This window comes from Flintibacter muris, from assembly GCF_943192995.1.
In the GTDB taxonomy this organism is placed as follows: domain Bacteria; phylum Bacillota; class Clostridia; order Oscillospirales; family Oscillospiraceae; genus Lawsonibacter; species Lawsonibacter muris.
In genome coordinates, this window is sequence record NZ_CALPCP010000026.1 from 43314 (window position 1) to 49360 (window position 6047).

Annotated in this window: 2 protein-coding genes; one reads left to right on the top strand and one right to left on the bottom strand. The window is 57.9% G+C overall.

Going from position 1 to position 6047, the window contains the following annotated elements; genetic code table 11:
- Nucleotides 1–364 precede the first annotated feature (364 nt).
- Nucleotides 365–895, top strand: coding sequence for a hypothetical protein (locus NFS22_RS16650; protein WP_251318830.1), 531 nt, complete (start codon nt 365–367; stop codon nt 893–895).
- Nucleotides 896–953: 58 nt separating this feature from the next.
- Here NFS22_RS16650 and NFS22_RS16655 read toward each other — a convergent pair.
- Nucleotides 954–6047: hypothetical protein (locus tag NFS22_RS16655; RefSeq protein ID WP_251318831.1), on the bottom strand; the 5094-nt coding region annotated here is incomplete at its 5' end.

Genomic DNA, 6047 nt, shown 5'->3' on the forward strand with positions numbered 1-6047 from the left:
CCATACGCCAAAGACCGCCTGTGACCGCAGCCAGAAAAAAGGGCGCAGTGCGCCATCATTTCCATTAAATGTATGCAAACGTCCCACTTTGGGGCATTTTCTGTGTTTTATAGAGGGCCCACCGTCCTGCTGCAGCGAAAAGCCTCCTTTCGCAAAGGAGGTGGCACGGCGGAGCCGTGACGGAGGATTGTATTTCGTCGCAGACGAAATGTGCGCAGCAAATGAGAATTGCATAAATCTTGTTTACTTCGTATGTTCGCCTTTGGCGAACACAATCCTCAGTCAGCCTGCGGCTGACAGCTCCTTTGCGAAAGGAGCCTTTTTTCGGGCTCAATTACTTTTACATGTTAAGGAGGAATTTTCTATGTCCAGCAAACACACAGCCAACTACCGGCTTTGCCAGTGGGAGGAAGATGACGCTGTGCGGCGCACTGACTTCAACGAGGACAACGTCAAGATCGACGGTGCGATCAAGGGGGTGGATCAGAGGGTGGACAGCCTCAGCGCTGCGGTGAGCGGAAAGGCGTCTGCGGCGGCGCTGAACAGCCTGTCGGCCACGGTATCCGGGCAGGCCAGCACCCTGAACCGGAAGGGCAACTGTCAAATTTCCCTGTCCACCTACACCGGTACCGGCGGGGAATCCAACACCATCACCTTTTCCCGCAGGCCGGCGGCGGTTTTCGTCACCGGGTACGGCGCACAGATGTTCACAGTTCAGGGAAACTCCAGCGTTCTGTCCCACGGCGCGGGCGGCTCGTCCGCCAATATCGCCGCCGCCTGGTCGGGTAACTCGGTCACCTTTACATTTTTATCAGGCCAGTTTGACAAGACCAACGCCATCTGCAACGCGGCAAACCGTACCTACTACGTGATCGCACTTTTCGACCTATCCTGATGAAAAGGCCCCGGGCCCTTGCGGGCCCGGGGAAAATTTGGTCAATCAAAGGAGTCGGTTACGAATCGGTAGCCTCTACCTCAACAACCTGAGACACCTCACCAACGGTGATCTCAAGGTAGTAGCTACCCGCAGCAACCGCAGTGTTATCAGCGCTCAGAGTATAAGTGAAGCTCTTGCCGCCAGTGACGGTTTCCTCTGTAGGTGCAGCAAAATCTGCCAGGTGCTCGGGCTTGGTGCTGTCGAAAGTACCATCGGCATCATTCTTCCACGCAAACTTGATGTCGGAAGCTTTTGCCACGGGGTCAACACCAGTTACAGCAATAGCAACCGTCGCGGTACCAGTACCAGCAGATGCAGCCAGGCCGTTAGCGCCGTTGGTGGCAACTGTCACAGCAACCTTGAGCCCTTCCTCAACATCATCGGCGGCCACGTCAGCGGCGGGCATGGTAAAGGTGTAAACACACTTTCCGTCCCCATCGACTTCCTTAAAGGTAAGTCCAAGAACATCACTCTTAAGCAGAGCATACTTATTCTTGGCGGTGAGCTCAACCTTCGCACCGGCAGGAATGTACTGACCAGCAGTGATAGCCTTCGGTGCATCCGGATCATCAGTCACAACTGCAGCGGCAGCAGTAGCGGCGGCCACATTGAACTGATAGCCCCGGACAAATGTAATGTCGAACTCACCGGTCTTGTCGGCATCGCCAGCGGAAACAGTGTAATTCAGGGTATCAAAGGTCTTAGTCGTTGCCGCATCACCGCCATAGATACCAGTGTACTCGGCATCCATGGGTAGGCCAGCAAACTTCACAGCAGTGCTACTAGCCGCATATTCAGTCTTGCCGCCCAGGGTGACCTTGTAGAGTGCAGACTTCTCTTCCAGGGTGATCTTTCCATCCTTGCCCTTGATAGCATCGCCAACTGTGAGGGGACCATAAGACCCCGCCTTAGCGGTGGCCAGCACAGGAGCAGTGGCCAGATCATCGTGATCCTTGATGGTGAGCTGGCGATAGCCCGCCTTGGAGGGAGTTGTGGCAGTTCCTGTTACATAGAGGGTAGCGCCTGCACGGACGGCCTGACTACCAGTAAGGGCTCCAGTAGAGCCGTCTCCGGCCAGATTCTGAACGCCGATCGTAACACTGGCGCTTGTGATCGCGACTTCAATCCCGTCATACAGATACACGTCCTCATTGCTGCTGGAAACAGGAATGGTATTGGCAGTGACAACCTTAACCGCTGTAGAACCCTGAACATTTTTGTTATTACCAGAGACCAGGACAGAGTCCTTAGCGATAGTGGTGGAAACAGTTCCGCCAGTGCTCTTCTGCACAGCTCCAACCTGAGTGTCGTTATAGAACACCCGGATCATCTCCGCAGCGGTCTGGCCGCTCAGAACAAGGTTGGTGCCATTCTTGGCGACCGTAATCTGCCCACCACCAGTAGTGCTGGTTACCTTCGCCTCACCGCCAAGCTCCTTGGCAAGATAAGCTGCAATGGTCTCCAGGGTGGGGGCTGTATCTCCAACATAATGCTGGGGAGTGAAGGTTCCAGCAGACACGTTGTAGGCAGCGGGGGGCAGATCGGTGGAAACAGGAGGCTCCACAGTGCTGCCAGCCTTGGTCACAACGCTGATGGTGATGTCGGCCTCGGCGGCGGTGATGGTGTACTCACCGTTGGCGGTCACGGTCTGCTCCTCGCCATCAATGCTGATGGTGTAGGTAGCGTCGTTCTTGGTGGTAACAGTGACCTTGGCGGACTTGCCCTTCTCCAGGGTAGCGGGGGCAGTCACGGTGACGTCATTCACAGCGTCGCCGGTCTTGGTCACAGTCACCTTGACGGAGCCGGCGGGAGGAGTAACGGAACCGCCGTTGTTCACCACGGCACCCAGGGTGACGGTCACATTCTCAGTGCCGGTGGGCACGGTGACGGTGACAACCAGCTTGCCGTCCTCGGTGCAGGTGAAGGTGCCGGTGGTCTTGGTAGTGCCGCCGTCGAAGGAGTAGGTGACGTCATACTTGTTGCCCTTCACGAAGGTGACGGGGTCAGCGGCGCGGGTCCTGGTGCCGTCAGTGAGGGTGAAGGAGACCTGGTTGTTAGCGGGGATGGACTTGGGGGTGTCAACGCTGATGTTGCTGGGGGCGTCGTCACCCTTGACGGGGGTAGCGGTGCGGGTCTTGGCCAGCAGGCCGGTCAGGGTGAAGTCGCGGTCCACGTTGTAGATGGTCAGAGAGTTTCCGGCCAGGTTCACGAAGCCCACCACAGTGCCCGCGGCGTTGGCGTAGACATACCCGTTGCGCACGTCAGCGGGGAACTTGTTGTTGTCACTCTTGCGGATGATGGTCAGAGTGCTGCCCTCAGGCACGCGGAAGGAGGCGGTGAGGCCGCCGGTGAAGTTCTCAACCTTGCTGTCGTTCACATAGAACTCGGTGGTGCTGGGATCGTAGTCAGCGCGGTTGAAGGTGACGGTCTTGGCGCCAGTGGGATTGGTCACGTTGGCGCCGGCGCCGTTCAGGTCACGGATGACGATGACAACGGCCTTGTGATTCTCCATCACGGCGCTGACCTCGTAGTGGTACACATTGGACTCGCCGGGGAAGTTGTTCTTCTCGTCCTTCTCGTGGAGCTGGTTGACAACCTTCTCCAGACGGGCGTAACCGTTGTGATAGGTAGTGGTAGTGTCGTTATTGTTGGTCTGGATGAAGACGGTCTTCACGTTGTCAGCAACGCGGAAGCCCTGGTGCAGACCGGCGCTGGTGTCATCCTTCACGTAGAAGGTGTGGTTCTCAACATGAGGATTGATCTTCAGCATGGTGGGAGCCACGTTGTCCTTACCCACGTTCGCGGCCACGCCTTCGTTGTACTGGCCGATCTCGTAAAGGACGGTGGTGTTCTCGTTCATGGCCTGATCCAGCAGCTCGATATCGGTGACATAGCGGTCGATGTTCTTCTTGTCAGCCTCAACCAGACCCTTGGTGGTCCAGGCCTCAGCGACGGACTTGACCTCGCCCTTGGCGTTGTACTTCACCTCATACCAGGTGTTGGGCTGCATCTGCTTCAGCTTGGACAGGCCGGAGCCCACCTCAGTCAGCAGGACCTCTTCGCCGTTGGAGATGACCTTGCGGGTCCAGGTGTAGGTGCCCTTCACGCCGGAACGGGTCTCAGCGGCGTTGTTGTCGGTCTCGCTCTCGATAGCATCCTTGTGGGTGTAAACCAGGTTGGTCACAGCGCCGGAGTCCTCACCCACGACCACGCAGCCGATGATGTAGGCGTCCTTGTCGTACAGGGTGTAGGCGCCATAAGTGACCCAGTCGCCGGGATCCGTATCGGTAGCGCTGTTGCCAGGCTTGGTGGTGCCCACAGTCAGCTTGGTCTCGGTCTGAGCCTTGGCGCGGGTCCAGATGTCCACGCTGGCCTTGTCCACGTCGGTGACAACGCTGTCCACGCCGCCGATAACGCCCACAGGCGCGTCGCTGGCGTCGTTGATCTTCTTCAGCTCAGCGGTAATGTAGATAGATTCGTCGTTGCCGTAGACGCTGTACCAGGAGGTGTTGTTAGTGGAAGCGCCGCGCAGGGCGATGCTCTTGGGGCCAATCTCGTCCACGCCGTTGGCGGCGTCGTCAGCCTTGTCGCGGGTGACATACTGGCCGGCGCGGTCATTGCTGGTCATGTCGTCGCCGTTCTTCACAACGACTACCTCGTACACGTCCTTTTCGTCCACGGTGTAGGTAAACCACTTGTTAACCTGGGAGTAACCGCGGACAGCGTGCTCGCCAGTTGTCAGGGCATTCTCGGTGGCAGTGTCCAGATCGGTCATGTCCACCTTGATGTCGGCCATGGTGCCATCCAGGAAGATGGCGGTGGCGTCAGCCTGAGCCGCGTAGCGGTTGTTGGTGTTGGTGTCAACGCCGGTGATGAACAGGTAATTGTTCACCCGCTCAACCTCCACAACACCGATGGCGTAGCCGTACTTGTCCAGATAGATGTTGTAGGTGATGTCCTTCAGGTTGACCAGGCCGCCGCCCTGCTCGGTGTACATATACAGGGTGTCGCAGTCATACTCAGCGGCGGAGGCAAAGTCATACTGGGTGCCGCCGGTGACCACATAGCCGCCGCGCTGGAAGGTGGTGATCTTAGAACCGGCCAGGATCTCAGGATCGGCCATGGTCTGGACCTCGCCCTGAGCCACGGTCACCAGGAAGGAGTCGCCGTCCTTGACCTCAGCGATCCGGGGGAAGTCCTCCAGCTCCAGCTTGAAGTCGTCGCTCTCGCCAACACTGGTGTTGTTCTTGTTGTTGGCGCTCTTGATATACTCCTTGGTGGAGCCGACCTCAACAATGCCGTAAACAGTGATGTTCACATCATCGGTGCGTTCATCAAAGTCCTCGTCGGCGATAGCCAGGTAGGTGTTGATGATGGCGATGGTGATGCGGCCGGGGCCGTCATCCGGGTCCACAAAGACCTGGGTCAGCACGCCGTTGCCGGTCTCGCCAACCTTCACATCGTTGGTGCGGACCAGAGCGGTGGCGTTGAACAGGGCAGGGTTGATGGTGGGATCTTCCACACCGTCAATATACACGTCCAGGTCGTAGTCGCGCAGGGTGGCAGTGCCCAGCAGGTCATGCAGGGCGCGGCCGGTGACCTTGGCGGTGTACTCCGCGCGGATCAGCTCCTTCTTCACATAGGTGCCGATCTCCTTGCCGTTGAACTCCCACTTGCGGGAGGGACGGCCAAAGGCGTCCAGAGCGTTTTCATTCAGCTTCAGCTTGCCGTCATACAGCTGCTCGCCCAGCTCCACGATGGGGGCGTTGTTGGCGGAGCCCATGGAAGTGGCGTTGACGGAGCTGATGGCCTGGGCAAATGTCTGGTTGCTGGTGACATAGACATAGTTGACTCTACCCACAGTGCCAATCAGGTTGCCGTTGGCATCCACAAAATTGGTGGTGTTGCCGTCAGGCTGCACCATGCCGCTCTGCAGGGCGTTCAGCACCATCTGAGCCACCTGATTACGGGTCATGGGCTCGGTAGCGCTGGAACCAACACCGTCAAAGATGCCGATGTTGTTGCCCTGGAGAACGGTGGAGACCTCAAAGCCGTTGGCGTAGTCGCTCTGGTACTTGAAGTAGCCCAGGGCACGCATCAGCATGGAGGC

What these genes read in the sequence shown, in the direction of transcription:
- NFS22_RS16650 (WP_251318830.1), top strand. Translation starts at nt 365, where the DNA reads ATGTCCAGCAAACACACAGCCAACTACCGGCTTTGCCAGTGGGAGGAA.